At 60.1% G+C, this 223-nt stretch carries 1 protein-coding gene; it reads left to right on the forward strand.

What is annotated here, in order from left to right; all coding sequences use genetic code 11:
- A partial coding sequence (locus F7231_RS27180; protein WP_166694352.1) for an SdrD B-like domain-containing protein occupies nt 1-223 on the forward strand: 223 nt, incomplete at both ends.

The following is a 223-nucleotide window of genomic DNA, read 5'->3' on the forward strand; positions in this document are numbered from 1 at the left end:
CAGGTGTGGTAGTAACGCTCTACCAAAACGGTAGCGTGGTAGCCACCACGACCACGGATGTCAACGGTCTGTACAGCTTTACGGGCTTGACTCCTGGCTCGAGCAACAGCTACGCCGTAGGCTTCACAGCCCCAGCGGGTCTGTCAGCGACGGCTCCTCTGTCTGGAACGGACGCTAGTCTGGACTCAGACGCGGATCCGATCACAGGTCGGACTCTGGCGGT

This window comes from Fibrivirga algicola (assembly GCF_011742925.1).
Classification (GTDB): Bacteria; Bacteroidota; Bacteroidia; order Cytophagales; family Spirosomataceae; genus Fibrella; species Fibrella algicola.